Annotated in this window: 19 protein-coding genes; 8 read left to right on the forward strand and 11 right to left on the reverse strand. The window is 69.1% G+C overall.

All coding sequences use genetic code 11. From position 1 onward, the window contains the following. Window positions 1-18: 18 nt before the first annotated feature. The 7 genes from B0B14_RS07740 to sufB all read right to left on the reverse strand — a co-directional run bounded on the left by B0B14_RS07740 (window position 19) and on the right by sufB (window position 6749). On the reverse strand, window positions 19-1416 hold the full coding sequence (locus tag B0B14_RS07740) for an MFS transporter (protein ID WP_306169500.1): 1398 nt from the start codon (window positions 1414-1416) through the stop codon (window positions 19-21). Further along, window positions 1413-2573 carry a MalY/PatB family protein gene (locus B0B14_RS07745; RefSeq protein ID WP_076680842.1) on the reverse strand — a complete coding sequence of 387 codons (1161 nt, stop codon included), beginning with the start codon at window positions 2571-2573 and terminating at the stop codon, window positions 1413-1415. The genes B0B14_RS07740 and B0B14_RS07745 overlap by 4 nt, the downstream gene beginning before the upstream one ends. Window positions 2574-2693: 120 nt before the next feature. Beyond that, a complete protein-coding gene (locus B0B14_RS07750; RefSeq protein WP_076680843.1) occupies window positions 2694-3023 on the reverse strand; it encodes a metal-sulfur cluster assembly factor in 330 nt (109 codons plus the stop codon). A gap of 15 nt (window positions 3024-3038) precedes the next feature. Next, window positions 3039-3815, reverse strand: a complete 777-nt coding sequence (gene sufC, locus B0B14_RS07755) for a Fe-S cluster assembly ATPase SufC (RefSeq protein ID WP_076680844.1) — start codon at window positions 3813-3815, stop codon at window positions 3039-3041. Next, window positions 3815-4141, reverse strand: coding sequence for a non-heme iron oxygenase ferredoxin subunit (locus tag B0B14_RS07760; protein ID WP_076680845.1), 327 nt, complete (start codon window positions 4139-4141; stop codon window positions 3815-3817). The genes sufC and B0B14_RS07760 overlap by 1 nt, the downstream gene beginning before the upstream one ends. Next, window positions 4138-5328, reverse strand: coding sequence for a Fe-S cluster assembly protein SufD (sufD, locus tag B0B14_RS07765; RefSeq protein WP_076680846.1), 1191 nt, complete (start codon window positions 5326-5328; stop codon window positions 4138-4140). Before sufD ends, B0B14_RS07760 begins: the two co-directional genes overlap by 4 nt. Before the next feature lie 2 nt (window positions 5329-5330). After that, complete coding sequence (gene sufB, locus B0B14_RS07770; RefSeq protein ID WP_076680847.1) at window positions 5331-6749, reverse strand: Fe-S cluster assembly protein SufB; 1419 nt, start codon at window positions 6747-6749, stop codon at window positions 5331-5333. A gap of 236 nt (window positions 6750-6985) precedes the next feature. Here sufB and B0B14_RS07775 point away from each other — a divergent pair, with 236 nt between their 5' ends. Further along, a complete protein-coding gene (locus B0B14_RS07775; protein ID WP_076680848.1) occupies window positions 6986-7957 on the forward strand; it encodes a COX15/CtaA family protein in 972 nt (323 codons plus the stop codon). A gap of 112 nt (window positions 7958-8069) precedes the next feature. After that, a complete protein-coding gene (locus B0B14_RS07780) occupies window positions 8070-8486 on the forward strand; it encodes a hypothetical protein (protein ID WP_076680849.1) in 417 nt (138 codons plus the stop codon). Between the two features lie 137 nt (window positions 8487-8623). Here the strand turns inward: B0B14_RS07780 and B0B14_RS07785 are convergent, their stop codons facing one another. Next, window positions 8624-9496 (reverse strand): endonuclease domain-containing protein, encoded by an 873-nt coding sequence (locus B0B14_RS07785; protein WP_306169501.1) that lies wholly within the window; start codon window positions 9494-9496, stop codon window positions 8624-8626. A 328-nt stretch (window positions 9497-9824) separates the two neighbouring features. Next, window positions 9825-10751 carry a heme o synthase gene (locus tag B0B14_RS07790; RefSeq protein ID WP_076680850.1) on the reverse strand — a complete coding sequence of 309 codons (927 nt, stop codon included), beginning with the start codon at window positions 10749-10751 and terminating at the stop codon, window positions 9825-9827. Window positions 10752-11012: 261 nt separating this feature from the next. Between B0B14_RS07790 and tkt the strand changes: the two genes are divergently transcribed. From tkt to pgl, 6 genes are read left to right on the forward strand one after another with little or no spacing between them, the layout of a single operon-like run. After that, window positions 11013-13106: a transketolase gene (gene tkt, locus B0B14_RS07795; RefSeq protein ID WP_076680851.1), complete on the forward strand. Its 2094-nt coding sequence runs from the start codon at window positions 11013-11015 to the stop codon at window positions 13104-13106. Beyond that, window positions 13103-14221 carry a transaldolase gene (gene tal, locus B0B14_RS07800; protein ID WP_076680852.1) on the forward strand — a complete coding sequence of 373 codons (1119 nt, stop codon included), beginning with the start codon at window positions 13103-13105 and terminating at the stop codon, window positions 14219-14221. Before tkt ends, tal begins: the two co-directional genes overlap by 4 nt. Further along, entirely contained in the window at window positions 14218-15837 is a 1620-nt protein-coding gene (locus tag B0B14_RS07805) for a glucose-6-phosphate isomerase (RefSeq protein ID WP_076680853.1), read from the forward strand. Before tal ends, B0B14_RS07805 begins: the two co-directional genes overlap by 4 nt. A gap of 13 nt (window positions 15838-15850) precedes the next feature. Further along, on the forward strand, window positions 15851-17401 hold the full coding sequence (gene zwf / locus B0B14_RS07810) for a glucose-6-phosphate dehydrogenase (RefSeq protein WP_076680854.1): 1551 nt from the start codon (window positions 15851-15853) through the stop codon (window positions 17399-17401). After that, window positions 17398-18345, forward strand: a complete 948-nt coding sequence (locus tag B0B14_RS07815) for a glucose-6-phosphate dehydrogenase assembly protein OpcA (protein ID WP_076681339.1) — start codon at window positions 17398-17400, stop codon at window positions 18343-18345. Before zwf ends, B0B14_RS07815 begins: the two co-directional genes overlap by 4 nt. Next, on the forward strand, window positions 18338-19117 hold the full coding sequence (gene pgl / locus B0B14_RS07820) for a 6-phosphogluconolactonase (protein ID WP_076680855.1): 780 nt from the start codon (window positions 18338-18340) through the stop codon (window positions 19115-19117). The genes B0B14_RS07815 and pgl overlap by 8 nt, the downstream gene beginning before the upstream one ends. Before the next feature lie 64 nt (window positions 19118-19181). Here pgl and B0B14_RS07825 read toward each other — a convergent pair whose 3' ends face one another. Both B0B14_RS07825 and secG read right to left on the reverse strand, forming a co-directional pair. Then, window positions 19182-19538, reverse strand: coding sequence for an RNA polymerase-binding protein RbpA (locus B0B14_RS07825; protein WP_076680856.1), 357 nt, complete (start codon window positions 19536-19538; stop codon window positions 19182-19184). After that, on the reverse strand, window positions 19538-19786 hold the full coding sequence (gene secG / locus B0B14_RS07830) for a preprotein translocase subunit SecG (RefSeq protein ID WP_076680857.1): 249 nt from the start codon (window positions 19784-19786) through the stop codon (window positions 19538-19540). Before secG ends, B0B14_RS07825 begins: the two co-directional genes overlap by 1 nt. Window positions 19787-19797 lie beyond the last annotated feature (11 nt).

Raw genomic sequence — 19797 nt, forward strand, 5'->3', positions numbered from 1 at the left:
TACGCGCCGGGCTTCCGGTCAGTGCTTCGCCTCGTGCACGTGCCCCATCCGCAGTCCTGGAATCAGGGCGAGCAGCGCCAGGATCGCGGCGATCGCGAACACGGCGGGGAACCCGGCATCCGTCCCCGCCAGAGCCGTGAACACCAGACCCATCGCGGCGATCGTGGTCGCCGCCCCGACGGAATCCGAGATCGACAGGGCGGAGGAGTTGAAGCCCTGGTTCTGCGGAGTCGAGTAGGCCAGCGTCAGCACCGTCAGGCGCGGGTACATGAGCCCCATGCCGCCACCGGCGAGAGCCCAGGTGCCGATGAGCACGCCCGGATGCAGGCCCCACAGCGCGGTCGCCGCGGCGAACAGGGCCGCCGCCGTGAGCTGGGCGGTGCCGATCAGCGTGATGCGGGCGTTGCCGATCCGGTCGCCGTAGCGTCCCTGGATCTCGGCGGCGGCCGCCCACGCGATCGCCGCGGCGGTGAGACCGAGACCTGCCCATGTCGTGGAGAACCCGTACTCCTCGATGAGCAGATACGGCACGTAGATCTCGGCTCCGAAGAGCGCCCCCGCGATGAGGGCGCGCATGAGCACGACGCTGGGCAGCCCGCGGCGGGCGAGCAGCGTGCCCTGCGGCAGGAGCGGACGCGCAGCCAGCACGATGACGACGACGGATGCCGCCACCACGACGAGCGAGAAGGCGCCCGCTTCGCCGGCGAGACTGAGCCCGAGGGCGCCGATGGCGACGGCCACGGCGCAGGCCATCCGCGGCGCGATCCGCGCCGTCGACGGCTCGTCGGTGCCCATCGGCGTGCCCCACAGCCGCACGGCCACCATCACGAAGGCGACGAGCGTCAGGCCGGCCACCCCGAGGAAGACCCATCGCCAGTGCAGGTACTCCGTCACCGCGCCGGCGAGGAAGGGGCCGATGAGCGAGGGCACGACCCACGCGGCCGAGAACGCCGCGAACACGCGCCCGTGCAGCTCCGAGGGATAGATGCGGGCGACGACGACGTACAGCGCGACCGTCTGACCGCCCGTTCCCAACCCCTGGATCAGTCGACCGGCGACGAGAAGCTCCATGGTGGGGGCGAGACCGGCGAGCACCAACCCGATCAGGAACAGCGCGACGGCGCTCGTGAGCGGCCACACCGGGCCGGAGCGGTCGCTCCACGCCCCGACGGCGACCATGCCGATGACGCTCGTCGCGAGGGTCCCCGCGAACGCCACGGCATACAGCGACGCCCCGTCGAGGTCGGCGGCGACGATCGGCATCACCGTCGTGACGGCGAGCGACTGCATCGCAGCGAGGAAGATGAGCGCGACCGCACCCACCGTGATCCAGACGTACGTCGGTCCCCAGACGCTCCCCCGTGCGCCGACCGTCGACACCGGACCGGTCGGAGCGGGCTCGTGCGGAGCGCTCACGACCGCGCGAGCGCGCCGATGCGCTCGACGGCTTCGCGGAGCACCTCGGGGGCGCAGGCGAAGTTGATGCGCACGTGCCCGTTGCCCTCGGCTCCGAAGTGCGGCCCGAAGTGCAGCGCCACCTTCGCCTCCCGGAGGATCCTGACGGCGGGGTTGTCGCCCCAGCCGAGCGCCGTCAGGTCGACCCAGGCGAGGTATCCGGCATCCGGGATGCGATAGACCGCACCGGGCACATGCTCGTCCAGCAGGTCGGCGAGCAGTCGGCGGTTGAGGTCGAGCCGCGCGAGGAGCGACTCGAGCCACGCATCGCTCTCGGGCGCGTACGCCTCGACGTTGGCCATCGCGCCGAAGATGCCCGTGCGCCATTCGACCTCGTCGGGAAGATCGCGCAGCAGGGTCGCCCGCTCATCGCTCCCGGCCACCATGACGGCGCACTTCAGCCCCGCGAGGTTGTAGCTCTTGCTCGCGCTCGTGACGATGTAGCCCACGTCGGCCGCGGTCTGGGAGGCCGTGGTGAACGGCGTGAACGCTCCGGGCTCGTAGGTCAGCGGCGCGTGGATCTCGTCGCTCACGACGATCGCGCCGTGGGCCGCCGCGATGTCGGCGAGGGCGGCGAGGGACTCCCGCGAATGCACGGTTCCCGTCGGGTTGTGAGGGTTGCACAGCAGCACCGCGCGCGCTCCGTCGGCGAGGGCCGCTTCGATCCCCGCGAGATCGATCTCCCAGCCGTCCTCGGTCCGCGCGAGCGGAACCCGCTCGACGACGGCGCCCGCTTCCTCGATGGTGTCGACGAAGGGCGGGTACACCGGCGGCATGATGACGACGCGGTCGCCCGGGTCGACGATGCGGCGGAGGATCTCGACGACGCCCATCATGACGTCGGCCGTCCAGAACACGTGCGACGGGTCGACGCTCCAGCCGCTGCGGCGCTGCGCGTACGCGACGAACGCTTCGCGCACGCCCGGCTGCGGCGGGGTGTAGCCCGTGTCGCCCAGCTCGACCGCGCGCTGCAGGCGCCGGGTGATCCCCGGCGCGAGCGCGAAGTCCATCTCGGCCACGAACAGCGGCAGGACGTCGTCGGGGTACCTCCGCCACTTCGTGCTCGAGCGCTCTCGGAGTTCGTGCAGGGGAAGGGCTTCGAGGGGGGTGGCGCTCACCCTTCGACTCTATCGGCGGGCGCGGATGCCACGACCGACCCCGTGGCCCGCGTGACGGCGTGTGGCGGGAGAGACGACGGATGCCCCGGCCAGGGGCCGAGGCATCCGTTCACATCTGCGTCAGATCGCGAAGCCGAGCGCGCGCATCATGTCGCGCCCGTCGTCGGTGATCCGCTCGGGACCCCACGGCGGCATCCACACCCAGTTGATGCGGAACCGGTCGACGACCTCATCGAGCGACTGGGCCGTCTGCTCCTCGAGCACGTCGGTCAGCGGGCAGCCGGCCGAGGTGAGCGTCATGTGGATCACGAGGGCGTCGTTCTCGTCATCCCAGGCGAGATCGTAGATCAGGCCCAGATCGACGACGTTGATCCCCAGTTCGGGGTCCATGACGTCTTTGAGCGCCTCGGTGACCTCGTCGTACTTCTCGGGCGTGAGGGTCGCGGTCATGCGTCGATCCTACGCTCAGGCCTCGGTGGCGGGTTCGAATTCGCCCTCGAGGAAGCGGTCGTAGCCCTCGGCCTCGAGACGGTCGGCCAGTTCGGGGCCGCCCTCCTCGACGATCCGACCCTTGACCATGACGTGCACGAAGTCGGGGTGGATGTAGCGGAGGATGCGCGTGTAGTGCGTGATGAGCAGCACGCCCAGGTCGGACTCGGCCTTCGCGCGGTTCACGCCCTCCGACACGATCTTGAGCGCGTCGACGTCGAGACCGGAGTCGGTCTCGTCGAGCACGGCGATCTTCGGCTTGAGCAGCTCGAGCTGGAGGATCTCGTGACGCTTCTTCTCGCCGCCCGAGAAGCCCTCGTTGACGTTGCGCTGCGCGAACTTGGGGTCCATGCGGAGGTCCTTCATGGCCTCCTTGACGCTCTTGGTCCACGTGCGGATCGCGGGTGCCTCGCCGTCGATGGCCGTCTTGGCCGTGCGGAGGAAGTTCGTGACGGTCACGCCGGGGATCTCGACCGGGTACTGCATCGCGAGGAACAGGCCCGCACGCGCACGCTCGTCGACCGTCATCTCGAGCACGTCTTCGCCGTCGAACGTGATCGTGCCGCCGGTGACGGTGTACTTGGGGTGACCGGCGATCGTGTACGCGAGCGTCGACTTGCCGGAGCCGTTGGGGCCCATGATGGCGTGGGTCTGGCCGGTGGTGATCGTGAGGGTGACGCCGTTGAGGATGGGCGTGGTCCCCTCGTCGGTCTCGACGGTCACATGGAGGTCGCGGATCTCGAGGACAGACATCAGATTTCCTTCTTCACTTCGGGGTCGATGAGCACGTCGTCGCCGTCGATCTCGACGACGAAGACGGGAACGGGCTCATACGCGGGGAGGTTGAGGGGCCGGCCGGTGCGCAGCGAGAACGCCGAGCCGTGGGCCCAGCATTCGAGGGTGTCGCCGTCGACGAAGCCTTCCGCGAGGGAGACGTCGCCGTGCGTGCAGGTGTCGCCGATGGCGTGCACTTCGCCGGCGGAGTCGAGCACGACCGAGATGGGAACACCGCCCACCTCGACGCGCAGTGCCGTGTCCTGCTCGAGGTCGCTCAGAGCGCAGACGCGCGTCGCGCTCACGCCGCGGCTCCTTCGGCGAGCTCGCGCTCGATCGCGGCCGAGAGCTCCTCTTCGAGGGACGGGATGCCGATCTTCTGCACGATCTCGGCGAGGAACCCCCCGACGACGAGGCGACGTGCCTCTTCCTCGGTGATTCCGCGAGCCTGCAGGTAGAACAGCTGCTCGTCGTCGAAGCGACCGGTGGCGCTGGCGTGACCGGCCCCCTGGATGTCGCCCGTCTCGATCTCGAGGTTGGGGACGGAGTCGGCGCGTGCGCCGTCGGTGAGGACCAGGTTGCGGTTCGCCTCGTAGGAGTCGGTGCCCGTCGCCTCGTGTCCGATCAGCACGTCGCCGATCCACACGCTGCGCGCGCCCGCACCCTGCAGGGCGCCCTTGTAGAGCACGTCGCCCTTGGTGTGAGGGCCCTTGTGGTGCAGGTAGACCTGGCTCTCGAGGTGCTGTCCGGCATCCGAGTACGACAGGCCGTACAGATCGGCCGACGATCCGTCGCCGGCGAGCTCGACGGAGGGATTGACGCGGACGACGCCGCCTCCGAAGCTCACCACCACGTGGCGCAGATAGGCGTCCTTCTCGACGCGAGCCTGATGGGCGGAGGCGTGCACCGCCGTGTCGTCCCACTCCTGCACCGAGACGACTTCGAGGTGCGCGCCGTCGCGGACGATGATCTCCACGTTCTGCGCATGATCCGCGGTCCCGGTGTGACGGAACAGGACGGTCGCCCGCGAGTTGGGCATCGCCTCGATCACGACGTGCGCGTGCGCGACACCGCCGGTGCCGTGCAGAGCGACGTGGATCGGCTCGTCGAGCTCGGCTCCGGCCGGGATGCGCATCAGCGGGGCGTCGGTCTCCTGCGCCCAGGCGATCGCGCTCGGCAGGTCTTCCGGCGTGAACACCTCGCCGCGCGGACCCTCGCCGATTGCCAGCGTCGTCTGCTCGACGGCGTCCGGCGCCTCCACCGTGACCTCGACGATGCCGTGCGGGCCCGTCTCGTTCACGAACAGCGGGGCGAAGCGGGCAACGGGCGTGTACTTCCAGTTGACCTCGCGCCCCGTGGGGGTGTCGAAGTCCGCGGGGTCGTACGACGCCGGACGCTCGGACCGCGTCTGCACGGGGACGAATGCCCCGGCCCCGTCGGAATGCGCTGTGGAACCCGGCACCACCTGGGGTGCCTCTGTCGTGGTCGTCATGCTTAGCCGACCGATCCTTCCATGCCCATCTCGATGAGCTTGTTCAGCTCGAGGGCGTACTCCATGGGCAGTTCGCGTGCGATCGGCTCGATGAAACCGCGCACGATCATCGCCATCGCCTCGTCTTCGGGCATGCCGCGCGACTGCAGGTAGAACAGCTGCTCTTCGCTGACCTTGGAGACCGTGGCCTCGTGGCCGAGCTGCACGTCGTCGACGCGGATGTCGATGGCCGGATACGTGTCGGAGCGCGACTTCGTGTCGACCAGGAGCGCATCGCAGCGCACCGTGTTGGCCGAGTGGTGCGCGTTCGCCTCGACACGCACCTCGCCGCGGTAGCCCGCGCGGCCACCGCCGCGCGCGATCGACTTCGAGACGATCGAGGACTGCGTGTACGGCGCCATGTGGATCATCTTGGCGCCGGCGTCCTGGTGCTGGCCGGGGCCGGCGAACGCCACCGACAGGGTCTCGCCCTTGGCGTGCTCCCCGACGAGGAAGATCGAGGGGTACTTCATCGTCACCTTGGAGCCGATGTTGCCGTCGATCCACTCCATGGTGGCGCCTTCGTGCGCGATCGCGCGCTTCGTGACGAGGTTGTAGACGTTGTTCGACCAGTTCTGGATCGTCGTATAGCGAACGCGCGCGTTCTTCTTCACGATGATCTCGACGACGGCCGAGTGCAGCGAGTCGCTCTTGTAGATCGGAGCCGTGCAGCCCTCGATGTAGTGGATGTAGGAGTCCTCGTCGGCGATGATCAGCGTCCGCTCGAACTGGCCCATGTTCTCGGTGTTGATGCGGAAGTAGGCCTGCAGCGGGATCTCGACGTGGACGCCCTTGGGTACGTAGACGAACGATCCACCCGACCACACGGCCGTGTTCAGCGCAGCGAACTTGTTGTCGCCGGCGGGGATCACCGTGCCGAAGTACTCCTCGAAGATCTCCGGGTGCTCGCGCAGCGCGGTGTCGGTGTCGAGGAAGATGACGCCCTGCTCCTCGAGGTCCTCGCGGATCTGGTGGTAGACCACTTCGGACTCGTACTGGGCTGCGACACCGGCGACGAGTCGCTGGCGCTCCGCCTCGGGGATGCCGAGGCGCTCATACGTGTTGCGGATCTCCTCGGGGAGGTCCTCCCACGTCTGCGCCTGCTTCTCGGTCGAGCGCACGAAGTACTTGATGTTGTCGAAGTCGATCTCGCTGAGGTCGGCGCCCCACGTGGGCATCGGCTTGCGGCCGAAGAGCTGGTAGCCCTTCAGGCGGTTCTTCAGCATCCACTCGGGCTCTTCCTTCAGAGCCGAGATGCCGCGGACGACGCTCTCGTCGATGCCGCGCTTCGCGACGGCACCTGCGGCATCCGCATCGTGCCATCCGAACTCGTACACCCCCAGACTTTCGAGTTCCGGGCGGTCGAGCAGCACATCCGACATGGGTTTCCTCCTCCGGGCCCAAGCGGTGTCATCCGCTCCGGCACTCCCGCACCCCTCCGGAGTGAGTGGGGGTGGGATGCCGCTTTCAGGGCCGCATTCGTGGCGTGGACTCACGCCTAGACTTGGGGGGACACGAAGCGCTCGCGCGCCTGTGTCCCGACCCCACAAGTCTACAGGCAACGCCTCACCGCGGCGCGGCCGGCGCCCGGGGGCGCCTTGTCAGGAGGCATCAGCTCATGTCCGCTCCGACGACGCAGAATCGCGTTCTGTCGTTCCTGCTGCCCACGACCGTCACTCGATGGGTGCGGGTCATGGCCTGGCTCTCGCTCGTCGTCAACATCGGGATCGTCGGCACCGGCGGACTGGTGCGACTCACCGGCTCGGGCATGGGCTGCGAGACCTGGCCGTACTGCACGGCGGACTCGCTCGTGCCCACGCCCGAACTCGGCATCCACGGCCTCATCGAGTTCGGAAACCGCACCCTCACGGGGGTGCTCATCATCGTGGCGGCCCTCACGTTCCTCTCGGTCGTGCGGCTTCGACCCCGGCGCCGCGAGCTCCGCGTCATCTCGTTCGCGATCGGCCTCGGGATCATCCTGCAGGCCGTCATCGGCGGCATCACGGTGTGGCTGCATCTGCACCCCACGATCGTCGGCGTGCACTACTTCATCTCCGCGGTCCTGGTCGCGCTCGCCGCCGTCCTCGTCTGCCGCGTGTATGCCACGCCCGGTCCGCGCGTGCGCGCCGTAGCCCCCGGCTACGCCCTGCTCGTCCATCTGACGAGCGTCGCGGTGCTCGTGACGGTCGTGGTGGGCATCCTGCTCACCGGCTCCGGCCCGCACGCGGGCGATGACGCCGCCGCCCGCAACGGACTCGATCCGATCCTCTGGCAGCACATCCACTCGTGGCCCGGCTACGTCACCTTAGGCCTCACCGTCCTCCTGCTCATCGGCGCGTTCCGCACTCCCCCGGCCCTGCGCCTGCGTCTGTGGGTCGGCTTGCTGTTCGCGATCGAGGTGGTGCAGATCGTCATCGGGCTGTGGCAGGCCCGCACCGGCCTTCCGATCGTCCTGGTGAACATCCACATGGTGCTGGCCGTCTGCCTCGTGGCCGCGATGACGGCGGTCGTGATGAACCTCACGACGACGGTGAGCGCTTCCGCCCCCGTCGAGGAGATGCGGCTCGAGGAGTCCCGCGCGTCGTCCTGACGCACCTTCATAGGAAACTCATCGGCGACGCACACCGCCTCCCCTGGCCGGCGAGGAAGACTGGCGGATGCCTCGGGCCGAACGAGCCCATCACGCAAGGAGTCTTCACCGCATGTCGTACCGCCCCCGCCTCATCCGCAGCATCCCGTTCTGGATCCTCCTCGTCGGATCGCTCGCCAGCGTCGCCTTCGGCGCGCTCCTCGTGGTCGACAAGATCGCGATCATGAACACCACGATCACCGACCAGACCGCAACGGGCATCGAGGTCTATGGAGGCCAGGCCTGGGTGACGCTCGGCGCAGCCCTCGTCGGCGCCGGACTCGTCGGTCTCGTCGCGACGCTGTTCTTGGCCGTCGCGGCCTCGTTCGTGCCGGCCCCCGCCGTCGAGGTCGTCGAGCCCATCGACTGGGACGACGCCGCTGACGAGGTCGTCGTGGACGAGCCGCTCGTGCCCGCGTCTTCCACGCCTGCTGACGCCGAGGCGTCGACCGTGTCGGATGCCGACGCCGACGAGCTCGCCAAGCGCTGATCCGTCGCACCGGAGCCGCCCGATCCCTCACGGACCGGGCGGCTCCGTCGTTCCGTCCGACCGCGTTTGGCAATCTCTCTGTAATCGGAGACTCCAGGCTCGCGTTTCCGATCAGAGCCGGATCTCCGAATCCGCGATCATTGCGCACGGTGAAAACCCTGCGCGACCGCGCGCATGATCAGGTCCTGCACGGCCGGCCAATCGCCGATGATCTGGTCGTAGCTCAGGCGAAGGACCCGATAGCCCAGCAGCATGAGCGCGGCGTCGTGCGCGATATCGCTCGTGCGCTGGGCACCCACGTGATGCGCGCCGTCGATCTGCACGACGAGCCGCTCGCCGATGAGGAAGTCGACGCGATGCCCCTCGATCCAGGTCTGGGCGAGAATCCTGACGCGCAACCACCGCAGCCTCGTGAAGAAGATCGTCTCCAGCCCCGAGTCGGAGAAGTGCGATGCATCGTCGAGAAGGAGCCGAGCGGCTGGCGGCAGTCGCGTCATCCGCAGTCCCACCGAGGAGACGAGATCGCGACGCAGCGCGGCCTCGAATACGACCAGAGCAGCATCGCGCGGCTGGCATGCCGCGACAAGGGCGAGCACGTTCTCGATCGAATCGGTGAGGGCGTCCGGATGGCGCGGTATGACCGGCTGCGCCCAATGGACACGCGCACCTTGAGACCGCCTCGCTGACCCGTGCGGGGGAAGGGCGACATGCCGACGACCGTCGTCGAGCACCCAGAGCCCCAGGCGCCGCGCCTGCGTAAGGCACGTGAGGACCACCCCCTCTCGCGCGGCTCGCACCAACTCACTGTCGGCATCGGGAGCGGCGACCCATCCGCGGCTGACTCGGCTCAGCGCGCCCGCCGCGACAGCTGTGGAGATCCGATGCTCAGAGTGCCCCAGACTCAGGAGGCTTGTCGTGCGTGCAACTCCCCCTGCCTCGCGTACCGCCATCATGAGACGGCGTTGCAGATTCGCGGGCCCCCGCGCCGTCGTCGCCTTCGTCGACATCATGACGGAAGTCTCTCCGCCGTCGACGTCGGGGAGTCGCAGACGTCGCGCCTCTGTGCATCTCGAGCTCCCACGTCTCTCTGTGGAGGAGCACACGCCCGTGTGTCGCCAGCGGACCCTCAGCACCCCACCTCGATCGGAGACTCCTCTCCGATCGGATCGCATCACCCTCGCGCCTCCGACGGGAGCCGGATCTCCGACCAGGGGACCCATCTCCTCAGCACCTCGTCGAGCCCGGCCTCGCCTCGCCAGGATCGGAGATCCGGATCCGATCGGTTCGTATTCGCGGGATTCTCCGAATCAGGCAGGATCGCCGTGAAAGCGCGCCGGCTCAGAACGGGAGCAGCGGGTCGACCGCGATCGCCACGAACAGCAGCGTCAGATACGTGATCGAAGCGTGGAACACGCGCATCGGCCGGGGCTCGGTGCCGCGCACGGCGCGGTTGTACAGCAGATGCGACTCGTAGAGGAACCATCCGCCGAAGACGAGAGCGGAGACCGAGTAGACGATGCCCATGCCGGCCACCGGGATCAGCAGCAGCGAGCACGCGACGGTCGCCCACGCGTAGAGGATGACCTGGAGGCCGACTTGCGACCCGTTGCGCGTGGCGCCGAGCATCGGCACGTGGACGTCTTCGTACTGGTCCTTGTACTTCATCGACAGCGGCCAGTAGTGCGGCGGCGTCCACAGGAAGACGACGACGAACAGGATGACGGGCGCCCACGCGAGCGAGCCGGTCACCGCCGTCCAGCCGATGAGCACGGGGAAGCATCCCGCGATCCCGCCCCACACGATGTTCTGCTCGGTGCGGCGCTTGAGGATCATCGTGTAGATCACGACATAGAAGAAGATCGCGGTGACCGACAGCGTCGCGGCGAGCCAGTTCGTCGTGAACCACAGCCACACGGTCGACACCACGGCCAGCACCCACGCGAAGACCAGCGCACCGCGCGCCGACACGTCTCCCGTGATGATGGGCCGGTTGACGGTGCGGCGCATGTGCGCGTCGATGTCGCGGTCGAGGTACATGTTGAACGCGGCCGCCGAACCGGCGCTGAGCGAGCCGCCGACGACGGTGGCGAGCACGAGCCAGATGCTCGGGAAGCCGCCCTGGGCCAGGATCATGACCGGGACGGTCGTGACCAGGAGCAGCTCGAGGACGCGGGGCTTCGTGAGAGCCACGTAGCCGCGGATCGTGCGACCGAGCGTGCGAGGAGTCGCGGATGCCTCGACACGCGTCGTCGTCGAGATGTCCATCGTCCCCCGCATCGTGCGCCATCCGGTACCCCTCGAGTCTAGGCCATGCCCGACGCACCCCTCCCCGACGGCGACGCACTCGCGACGGACGCCGACGGGCCGTCACACTCGGCCTCACACGGGCCTACATCGCTGTCGCGGCATGCCGCTTCGCTATGCTGAGACCACACGCGCGCCCATGCGCCGATTCCCCTTTCTCCTCACGGACGACAGCCGCGGATCGGCCTCGCGCAGGGCGCTCCCACGGAGAAAGGCGACCGAGTGTCGGAGTTTGCTTGGGACGTATTGGATGGACGCGCGGTGGACACCGCTCGCGTACTCGCGGCGGATGCCGTTGAGAAGGTGGGCAACGGCCACCCGGGCACGGCGATGAGTCTGGCGCCGGCGGCGTACCTGCTCTACCAGCGCGTGCTCAACCACGATCCGTCCGACACGCATTGGCTCGGCCGCGACCGGTTCATCCTGTCGGCGGGACACTCGTCGCTCACGCAGTACGTGCAGCTGTACCTCGGCGGGTTCGGACTCGAGCTCGATGATCTCAAGTCGCTGCGCACGTGGGGCTCGCTCACCCCGGGCCACCCCGAGTACGGCCACACGAAGGGCGTCGAGATCACGACCGGCCCGCTCGGCCAGGGGCTCTCCTCCGCCGTGGGCTTCGCCTACGCGGCACGCTACGAGCGCGGCCTGTTCGACCCCGAGGCCGCCGCGGGCACAAGCCCGTTCGACCACTTCGTCTACGTGATCGCCGGCGACGGCGACCTGCAGGAGGGCGTCACCAGCGAGGCGAGCTCGCTCGCGGGTCACCAGGAGCTCGGCAACCTGATCGCGATCTACGACTCCAACCAGATCTCGATCGAGGACGACACGAACGTGGCCTTCACGGAGGATGTCGCGAAGCGGTACGAGTCGTACGGATGGCACGTGCAGACCGTGGACTGGAAGAAGACCGGTCAGTACATCGAGGATGTCGCGTCGCTCAACGCCGCGATCGACGCCGCCAAGGGCGAGACCGCCAAGCCCTCGCTCATCATCCTGAAGACGATCATCGGATGGCCCTCCCCGGGCAAGCAGAACACCGGCAAGATCCACGGCTCCGCCCTCGGCGCCGACGAGCTCGCGGCCACCAAGAAGGTGCTCGGCTTCGACCCCGAGCAGACCTTCGAGGTCGCCGACGACGTGATCGCGCACACCCGCGCCCTCAAGGACCGGGGCGCCGCGGCGCACGCCGAGTGGAACACGCGCTTCGACGCATGGGCCGAGGCGAACCCCGAGCGCAAGGCGCTGCTGGACCGCCTGCTCGCGAACGAGCTCCCCGACGACATCGAGGTCCCCACGTTCGAGGCCGGCAAGGACGTGTCGACGCGCGCGGCATCCGGTGTCGTCATCAACGCCCTCGCCGACCAGCTCCCCGAGCTGTGGGGCGGATCGGCCGACCTCGCCGAGTCGAACCTCACGACGATCAAGTCGGCGAAGTCGTTCATCCCCGCCGAGTGGTCCACCCACGAGTGGTCGGGCGATCCCTACGGCCGCGTGCTGCACTTCGGCATCCGCGAGCACGCGATGGGCGCGATCGTCAACGGCATCCTGCTGCACGGTCCGACCCGTGCGTTCGGCGGCACGTTCCTGATCTTCAGCGACTACATGCGCCCCGCGGTGCGCCTGGCCGCGCTGATGAACATCCCCTCGATCTTCGTGTGGACCCACGACTCCGTCGCCCTCGGCGAGGACGGCCCGACGCACCAGCCGATCGAGCAGCTCGCGACGCTCCGCGCCATCCCGAACCTCGCCGTCGTGCGTCCCGCCGACGCCAACGAGACCTCGGTCGTGTGGCTCGAGCTCCTGCGCCGCCACGCCGGACCCGCCGGTCTCGCGCTCACCCGCCAGAACATCCCGGTGTTCCCGCGCGGCGAGGGCGAGGCTTCCGGTGACGTGTTCGCCTCAGCGAGCAACGCCGTCAAGGGTGCGTACGTGCTCGCCGAGGCGCCGGGCGGCACCCCGGACGTGATCCTGATCGCCACCGGCTCCGAAGTGCAGCTGGCCGTCGCGGCCCGCGAGACCCTCGCGGCCGAGGGCGTCAACGCCCGCGTGGTGTCGGCACCGTCGCTCGAGTGGTTCGACGAGCAGGATGCCGCCTACCGGGAGTCCGTGCTCCCGAAGGCGGTGAAGGCCCGCGTGTCGGTCGAAGCGGGCCTCGCGCTCACGTGGCGCGGCATCGTCGGCGACACCGGCCGCTCGGTGTCGATCGAGCACTTCGGCGCGTCCGCCGACTACAAGACCCTGTTCGAGAAGTTCGGCATCACCGCCGACGCGGTCGTGGAAGCGGCGCGCGAGTCCCTCAAGGAGAGCAACGCATGACCACCCCCACGCAGGACCTCGCCGCCGCCGGTGTCAGCATCTGGCTCGACGACCTGTCGCGCGCGCGCATCACGTCGGGCAACCTCGCCGAGCTGATCGAGAGCCGCACGGTCTCGGGCGTCACGACGAACCCGACGATCTTCCAGGGTGCCATCGGCAACGCGAGCGACCACTCGTACGACGAGCAGATCGCCGGCCTCGCCGCTCAGGGCGCGTCGACCGACGACACGATCTTCGCGCTGACGACGGACGACGTGCGCAACGCGTGCGACATCTTCCGCCCCGTCTACGACGCCACCGACGGCGTCGACGGCCGCGTGTCGATCGAGGTCTCCCCCGACCTCGCGCACGACACCGACGCGACCGTCGCCCAGGCCAAGGCGCTCTACAAGACCGTCGACCGCCCGAACGTCCTCATCAAGATCCCCGCGACCAAGGCCGGACTGCCCGCCATCACGGAGGTCATCGCCGCCGGGATCAGCGTCAACGTGACCCTGATCTTCTCGCTCGAGCGCTACTCCGAGGTCATCGACGCGTACCTGGCGGGCCTGGAGCGCGCGCAGGGCGGCGACGTCGACCTCTCGAGCATCCACTCCGTCGCCTCGTTCTTCGTGTCGCGCGTCGACACCGAGGTCGACAAGCGCCTCGACGCCGTCGGCACCGACGAAGCGCGGGAGCTGAAGTCGCTGGCCGGCGTCGCGAACGCGCGCCTCGCCTACGAGCTGTTCGAGAAGAAGTTCGCCGAGAAGCGCGCGCAGGACCTGGTGAAGGCCGGTGCCAACGTGCAGCGCCCGCTGTGGGCGTCCACGGGCGTCAAGGACCCGGCTCTGCCCGACACCCTCTACGTCACCGAGCTCGTCGCCCCGGGCACCGTCAACACGATGCCCGAGAAGACCCTCGAGGCGACGTTCGACCACGGCGTCATCGCGGGCGACACCATCACGGGCGCCTACGCCGGCGCGCGCGACGTGTTCGACAAGCTCGCCGCCGCGGGAATCGACATCGACGACGTCACCCAGGTGCTCGAAGACGAGGGCGTCGAGAAGTTCATCGCCTCGTGGCACGACCTGCAGGGCACCGTCACGACCGCCCTCGCAGAGGCCGCGAACAAGTGAGCGTCACGATCCACCTGTCGGGGCACGTCGCGTCGGTCGTCGACGCGACGGTCCCTGGACTGATCTCGGATCTCGTCGCCTCGGGGATCTCCGCCGGCGACGCGTTCCTGTGGGGCCCCGCCGCGGAGGAGGAGGCCTCGAAGCGCCTGGGCTGGACGCAGTCGGTCGCCGTGTCGCGTCCTCTCGTGGCCGAGATCGAGGCCCTCCGCGCCGAGCTCGTCGAGAAGGGTCTGACCCGCGTCGTCCTGGCGGGCATGGGAGGGTCCTCCCTCGCGCCCGAGGTCATCGCGCAGACGGCGGGCGTGCCGCTCGTCATCCTCGACTCGACCGCTCCCGGACAGGTGCTCTCCGCGATCGACGGCGACCCCGAGACCGGCGGCCTCGCCCAGACCGTGCTCGTCGTGTCGTCGAAGTCCGGCTCCACCGTGGAGACCGACTCGGCCAAGCGCGCGTTCGAGGCCGCGTTCCGCGACCTCGGCATCGACCCGGCCGAGCGGATCGTCGTCGTCACCGATCCCGGGTCGCCGCTGGAGGAATCCGCGCGCGCCGACGGCTACCGCGTCTTCACCGCCGACCCCACGGTCGGCGGCCGCTACTCGGCGCTCACCGCGTTCGGGCTCGTGCCCTCGGGCCTCGCGGGCGCCGACGTCGGCGAGCTGCTCGACGAGGCCGAGGCCTCCCTGCTGGAGCTCTCGATCGACGGCCGCGAGAACCCCGCGCTCGTGCTGGCGGCGGCGATCGCCGGTGGCGAGCCGCGCAAGGACAAGCTCGGACTCGTGAGCGACGGCACGCACATCGTCGGACTGCCGGACTGGATCGAGCAGCTCGTCGCCGAATCCACCGGCAAGGACGGCGTGGGCATCCTCCCCGTCGTACTGCTCCCGGTCTCGCCCGAGACCGAGAACCCGCCCGCCGACGTGCAGATCGTCCGGTTCGTCGACGAGGCCGGAGAGTTCCACCTCTTCGAGCGTCACCACGGCGAAGTGCTCATGAGCGGCTCGCTCGGCGCGCAGTTCCTGGTGTGGGAGTTCGCCACGGCGATCGCCGGCCGGATGCTGGGCATCAACCCGTTCGATCAGCCCGACGTCGAGTCGGCCAAGATCGCGACCCGCGGACTCCTCGACGCCCGCCCCGAGCCCACGCCCCCGGCGTTCTCGACGGACGGCGTGGAGATCCGCACGACGGATGCCTCGCTCGCCGCATCCGGGACCCTGGCCGGCGTCCTCGACGCGCTGTGGGCGCTCGTGCCCGCCGACGGGTACGTGTCGGTGCAGGCCTACGTCGACCGCCTGCACCTGCCTCAGCTCGCCGGGCTCCGCGAACTCGTCGCAGCCGACTCCGGTCGGCCCACGACGTTCGGCTGGGGACCGCGGTTCCTCCACTCCACGGGCCAGTACCACAAGGGCGGACCGGCCAACGGCGTGTTCCTGCAGATCCTGGAGCGCACCGACGTCGACCTCGAGATCCCCGGGCGCCCCTTCACGTTCGGCCAGCTCATCGAGGCGCAGGCCTCGGGCGACGCGAGCGTGCTCGCCGCGCACGGCCGGCCCGTCGTGACCCTCACTCTCACCGATCCGCAGCTCGAAGTGCTCACGCTCTTCGAAGCCGCACAGTAGGAGCCGCCGTTCCATGACCGTCGAGATCTCGCGCGGGCACAATCCCCTGCGCGACCCCGAAGACCGCCGCCTCAACCGCATCGCGGGGCCCAGCGCACTGGTCATCTTCGGCGTGACAGGCGACCTGTCGCGCAAGAAGCTCATGCCCGCCGTGTACGACCTCGCCAACCGCGGACTCCTGCCGCCGGGCTTCGCCCTCGTGGGCTTCGCGCGGCGCGATTGGGAGGATCAGGACTTCGCGCAGGTCGTGCACGACGCGGTGCGGCAGTACGCGCGCACCGAGTTCCGAGAGGAGACGTGGCAGCAGCTGCTGCAGGGCATCCGTTTCGTGCAGGGCACGTTCGACGACCCCGAGTCGTTCGCCCGACTCCGCGAGACCGTCGAGAAGCTCGACGTCGAGCGGGGCACGATGGGCAACCACGCCTACTACCTGTCGATCCCGCCGAAGGACTTCCCGCTCGTCGCGAAGCAGCTGAAGGACTCGGGTCTCGTCGACGAGCACGCCGACGACGTCGACGGATGGCGCCGCGTGGTCATCGAGAAGCCGTTCGGCCACGATCTCGATTCCGCGCGCGCTCTGAACGACGCCCTCCGCTCGGCCTTCCCCGCCGACTCGATCTTCCGCATCGACCACTACCTCGGCAAGGAGACGGTGCAGAACATCCTCGCGCTGCGCTTCGCGAACGAGCTGTACGAGCCGCTGTGGAACCGCAACTACGTCGACCACGTGCAGATCACGATGGCCGAGGACATCGGGGTCGGCGGTCGCGCCGGCTACTACGACGGCATCGGGGCCGCGCGCGACGTCATCCAGAACCACCTGCTGCAGCTCCTCGCGCTGACCGCGATGGAGGAGCCCATCTCGTTCGACGCGAAGGAGCTCCGGGCGGAGAAGGAGAAGGTGCTCGCGGCCGTCCGCCTACCCGACGACCTCTCGACGGCGACCGCGCGCGGACAGTACGCGGGCGGGTGGCAGGGCGGCGAGCAGGTGCTCGGATTCCTCGAGGAAGACGGCATGGCGAAGGACTCCGTGACGGAGACGTACGCCGCCATCAAGCTCGAGATCAACACGCGCCGATGGGCCGATGTGCCGTTCTACCTGCGCACCGGCAAGCGCCTGGGCCGACGCGTGACCGAGATCGCCGTCGTGTTCAAGCGGGCTCCGCAGCAGCTGTTCTCGCGCAGCCAGACGACCGAGCAGGGCCAGAACGCCCTCGTGATCCGGGTGCAGCCCGACGAGGGCGTGACGATCCGCTTCGGCTCGAAGGTCCCCGGCGCCGGCACCGAGGTGCGCGACGTCACGATGGACTTCGGCTACGGCCACGCGTTCACCGAGGCGAGCCCCGAGGCGTACGAGCGGCTCATCCTCGACGTCCTGCTGGGCGACCCCCCGCTCTTCCCGCGCCACGAGGAGGTCGAGCTCTCCTGGAAGATCCTGGATCCGATCGAGGAGTACTGGCACGCGCAGGGCGGACCGCTGGAGCAGTACTCCCCCGGCTCGTGGGGTCCTCCCTCGGCCGATGAACTCTTGGCCCGCGACGGCCGCACGTGGAGGCGTCCGTGATCATCGAACTTCCCGACACGACGGTCAGCAAGATCTCGCGCTCGCTCGTGAGCGTGCGCGAAGAGGGCGGCGCCGTCGCCCTCGGACGCGTCCTCACCCTCATCATCGCCACCCGCCACGGGGCCGAGGAGGAGGTCATCGAAGCCGCGAACGATGCGTCACGCGAGCATCCGATGCGCGTCATCGTGCTCATGCTGGGCGATGACGACGGCGACCCCCGCCTCGACGCGCAGATCCGCGTGGGCGGAGACGCCGGGGCCAGCGAGGTCGTGGTCCTGCGCGCCACGGGCGCCGCCGGAAGCAACACCGAGAGCCTCGTGACCGGACTGCTGCTCCCCGACGCACCGGTGGTGGCCTGGTGGCCGGCCGATCCGCCGCTCGTCCCCTCCGAGTCGCCTCTCGGTCGGATCGCGGCGCGACGGATCACGGATGCCTCGACGCGCCCGTACGACAAGCACCGCCTCGCGGCGCTCGGCGCCAACCACGCGCCCGGCGACACCGACCTGGCCTGGACGCGACTGACCCACTGGCGCGAGCAGCTCGCCGCCGTGCTCGATCAGCCGCCGTTCGAGCCTGTGACGGCCGTCGAGGTGCGCGGTGCGAGCAGCTCGCCGTCCACGGCGCTCCTCGCCGCGTGGCTCCGCCTGATGCTCGACGTGCCCGTCGATTGGAAGTACCTTCCCGAAGACGAGTGGTCCGACGGCATCAAGTCCGTCCGGCTGGTCCGTGCCAGCGGCGAGGTCGTGCTCGACCGGGCGAGTGCCGCGATCGCGTGCCTCACGCAGCCGGGTCAGCCGCGCCACGATCTCGTGCTGCCGCGTCGGACACTCCGCGAATGCCTCGCCGAGGAGCTCCGACGGCTCGATCCCGACGTCCTGTATGGTCGAGTCATCACCGAGGGCTGGGAGCTCTTGGGAGCGGCGACGCAGGAGACGCATGGCTGAGTTCTACGCTGAGAAGCGCGTTGTGATCACGCCGGATCCGCAGACCCTCGCAGATTCGGTCGCATCCCGCTTCCTCGGCCGCGTCGCCAAACGAGTGGCGCAGGGCAAGAAGGTCCATGTCTCGCTCACGGGCGGCGCCATCGGGATCGCCGTGCTCGCGGCGGCCGGCCGCAACCCCGAGCGCGACTCGATCGACTGGTCGCGGGTGCACTTCTGGTGGAACGACGAGCGGTTCGTTCCGCGCGGTCACGCCGACCGCAACGAGAAGGGCGCACGCGCAGCGCTGCTCGATCTCATCGACGTTCCCGCGGAGAACATCCACTCGATCGCGGCGAGCGATGACGGTGTCGACCTCGATGCCGGAGCCGATGCGTACGCGGCCGAACTGGCGCGTTTCGGGTCGGACGACGATCCGTGGCCGTCCTTCGACGTGTGCTTCCTCGGGGTCGGACCCGACGCGCACATCGCGTCGCTCTTCCCCGATCGTCCCGAGATCCAGGTGACCGACCGCACCGTCGTGCCCGTGCGCGACTCCCCCAAGCCTCCCGCGGAACGCATCACCCTCACGCGGCCGGTCATCAACTCGTCCAAGCGCGTGTGGATGGTGCTGGCAGGCCACGACAAGGCGTCGGCTCTCGGCCTCGCCCTCGCCGGTGCGAGCTACCAGAGCGTCCCCGCAGCGGGGGCGAAGGGCCGCAAGCGCACGATCTTCTTCGTCGACCAGGAAGCCGCGCAGCAGGTCCCGCCGCAGCTCATCGACGGAGAGTACTGAGCCCGATCCGGATACGAAGAACGGGATGCCGAGGCATCCCGTTCCTGGTGAGGCTGTGGTGTGTTCAGGCGTCGCCGCGGCGCTCGCGCACCTGCTGCAGGGCGTCGCCGAGGAGGGTCTCGGCCTCTTCCTCCGTGCGACGCTCCTTCACGTAGGCGAGGTGCGTCTTGTAGGGCTCGGTCTTCGCGAGAGCCGGAGGGTTCTCCTTGTCGCGGCCGGCCGGCAGCCCCGAGTGCGGCGAGTCGATCGTGTCGGGGATCTCCTCTTCCGCGATCCCGGCGGCGAAGTACCGCACGGTCTCGTTGCCGAGGGCATCCCAGTAGGGAACGGCGACGCGTTCCGCGTGGAAGCCGTGGTCCTGCTCGCCCATCGGGCCGGCACCGACTCGGGTGCCTCGGATCGCGTTGCCGCCGGTAGCCATCAGATCACCTGGAATTTCGTGATGAGTCCGAGCGCGACGATCGCGACGAACCAGACGAGTGCGAGCACGATCGTGAATCGGTTGAGGTTGCGCTCGGCGAGGCCCGAAGAGCCCATCGCCGAGGTCATGCCGCCGCCGAACATGTCGGAGAGGCCGCCGCCGCGCCCTTTGTGGAGCAGGATGAGGAGGGTCAGCAGGAGGCTCGTGATACCGAGGATCACCTGCAGGACGAACTCGAGGATCTGCACAGTCGTAGAAG

Origin of the sequence: Microbacterium sp. RU33B, from assembly GCF_900155915.1 — a bacterium.
Taxonomy (GTDB): domain Bacteria; phylum Actinomycetota; class Actinomycetes; order Actinomycetales; family Microbacteriaceae; genus Microbacterium.

Excerpts from the sequence above, each read along its gene's own strand:
- sufD (WP_076680846.1), bottom strand. The coding sequence starts at position 5,328 with ATGACGACCACGACAGAGGCACCCCAGGTGGTGCCGGGTTCCACAGCG.
- B0B14_RS07750 (WP_076680843.1), bottom strand. The coding sequence starts at position 3,023 with ATGACCGCGACCCTCACGCCCGAGAAGTACGACGAGGTCACCGAGGCG.
- B0B14_RS07825 (WP_076680856.1), bottom strand. The coding sequence starts at position 19,538 with ATGGCTACCGGCGGCAACGCGATCCGAGGCACCCGAGTCGGTGCCGGC.
- B0B14_RS07790 (WP_076680850.1), bottom strand. The coding sequence starts at position 10,751 with ATGGACATCTCGACGACGACGCGTGTCGAGGCATCCGCGACTCCTCGC.
- sufC (WP_076680844.1), bottom strand. The coding sequence starts at position 3,815 with ATGTCTGTCCTCGAGATCCGCGACCTCCATGTGACCGTCGAGACCGAC.
- tal (WP_076680852.1), top strand. The coding sequence starts at position 13,103 with ATGACCACCCCCACGCAGGACCTCGCCGCCGCCGGTGTCAGCATCTGG.
- B0B14_RS07785 (WP_306169501.1), bottom strand. The coding sequence starts at position 9,496 with ATGATGTCGACGAAGGCGACGACGGCGCGGGGGCCCGCGAATCTGCAA.
- zwf (WP_076680854.1), top strand. The coding sequence starts at position 15,851 with ATGACCGTCGAGATCTCGCGCGGGCACAATCCCCTGCGCGACCCCGAA.
- sufB (WP_076680847.1), bottom strand. The coding sequence starts at position 6,749 with ATGTCGGATGTGCTGCTCGACCGCCCGGAACTCGAAAGTCTGGGGGTG.
- pgl (WP_076680855.1), top strand. The coding sequence starts at position 18,338 with ATGGCTGAGTTCTACGCTGAGAAGCGCGTTGTGATCACGCCGGATCCG.
- B0B14_RS07775 (WP_076680848.1), top strand. The coding sequence starts at position 6,986 with ATGTCCGCTCCGACGACGCAGAATCGCGTTCTGTCGTTCCTGCTGCCC.
- B0B14_RS07780 (WP_076680849.1), top strand. The coding sequence starts at position 8,070 with ATGTCGTACCGCCCCCGCCTCATCCGCAGCATCCCGTTCTGGATCCTC.